The 1,444-nt window shown below is 46.7% G+C and carries 3 protein-coding genes; 1 reads left to right on the top strand and 2 read right to left on the bottom strand.

All coding sequences use genetic code 11. The annotated features are described in order from the left end of the window. Positions 1–90: 90 nt before the first annotated feature. Positions 91–651 (bottom strand): hypothetical protein, encoded by a 561-nt coding sequence (locus F6K46_RS39725; protein WP_293069001.1) that lies wholly within the window; start codon positions 649–651, stop codon positions 91–93. A 208-nt stretch (positions 652–859) separates the two neighbouring features. Between F6K46_RS39725 and F6K46_RS39720 the strand changes: the two genes are divergently transcribed. Beyond that, complete coding sequence (locus F6K46_RS39720) at positions 860–1,015, top strand: hypothetical protein (protein WP_293068998.1); 156 nt, start codon at positions 860–862, stop codon at positions 1,013–1,015. Here F6K46_RS39720 and F6K46_RS39715 read toward each other — a convergent pair. Further along, positions 993–1,316 (bottom strand): hypothetical protein, encoded by a 324-nt coding sequence (locus F6K46_RS39715; protein ID WP_293068995.1) that lies wholly within the window; start codon positions 1,314–1,316, stop codon positions 993–995. The two genes, F6K46_RS39720 and F6K46_RS39715, sit on opposite strands and share 23 nt — an antisense overlap. Positions 1,317–1,444: the final 128 nt, after the last annotated feature.

Below are 1,444 nucleotides of genomic sequence, written 5' to 3'. Positions count from 1 at the left end.
GGGGTCAGGCATAGCACAAGTTGTGAAGAGTACAATAGGGTAAGCTGAGCATCGAGTAGGTAAGCAGTTCATCCTTCTATTTTACCATTATCAGCAGCTGCTCAAGTATTTCTGCCGCGCTGCACTAATGTTTCCTGGGGCAGGTTCTTCTCTGGCAGTTGGTTCACTCAAAGCCAGATTCTGCTGAGAAATGCATTTAGCCCTAGCGACTACACCAAAAGGACCAAGAGCCTTAGCGGTTGGTGTGTCCTGCCAGTCTTGTAGTACCAGTTGTTCAAAGTCCTCACTACTGACTGCCCGGTAGCGTTGCCGCAAATCCACAATGGTTTGCTGCACTGCTGTCTCCAAATCCCCTTCCAGCTGCCACTCGGAACCATTTAGCAGCTTCAGAAACATTTTTTGGTTTTCATCTGGGATCTGATTAGTCCGGTAAATCACCATCTCCGTCAACCAAGCCAACATCTCAATCAAGATGATGCCAGGGTCAGTAGGATTGTGGTCAGTCCAATCAGGATACTCTTTCGGTATTAAAGACCGAGCCTCTTCTAAGAGGTCAGCATAAGTACGGTCATCTAGGTTAGGTAGTGGTAGGGGCATTATGTTGAAGGTTGAAGGTTGGTCGGTTGTTCGCGTAGCGTGGCCAAAGGCCAAGGTTGGTCGGTTTAAAGTTGGTGGGTTGAAGGTTAGTTGGTTGAAGGTTTAAAGTTGGTGGGTTGAAGGTTGAAGGTTAGTGGCTTGAAGGTTGAAGGTTGGTGGGTTGAAGGTTAGTTGGTTGAAGGTTTAAAGTTTAAAGTTGGTTGAAGGTTAGTTGGTTGAAGGTTTAAAGTTTAAAGTTGGTTGAAGGTTAGTTGGTTGAAGGTTGAAGGTTGGTTGGTTGAAGGTTGAAGGTTGGTTGGTTGAAGGTTCCCTGTTCCCTGTTCCCTGTTCCCGATTCCCGATTCCCGATTCCCGATTCCCGATTCCCTGTTCCCTGTTCCCTGTTCCCTGTTCCCTCAAAAATCCTGACCCAGACTAATCTGATGTTCACCGGAATAGATTAAGAATCGGTTGCTTTGTTCCTCAGGTATCTCGGCTAGGTCAATGGAGAGAGATTTAACATAATTCACACCTAGAACGGATTCGATTAACCGATACAGGTCTGATTTATGGGGCTGACGACCAAAAGGCCAGCCTTGACCTTCTACTCCACCAGTCAGGGGATGTAAAAAGTGGTTCAGGGCATCGTTGACCCCAATTACAACGGCTTCGGCAAGGTCTAAGGAGAGGGGTACAACCTCAGCTGTGACTGTAACTTCTACCCAATAGGGTCCCGTCACTCGCTTTCAAGGGTATGTTTTTAAGATTCATCCAGGGGCAGGAGAAAAATCGGGAATAAATCTACCTGTAGGTAAAGGCATGCCCTTAATCGCAGATGCCAAAATTCTTAAAAATCCTCGTCTGAAAC

The organism is Moorena sp. SIO3E8, assembly GCF_010692445.1.
Taxonomy (GTDB): domain Bacteria; phylum Cyanobacteriota; class Cyanobacteriia; order Cyanobacteriales; family Coleofasciculaceae; genus Moorena; species Moorena bouillonii.
This window is presented reverse-complemented; position numbering and strand designations above follow the sequence as displayed.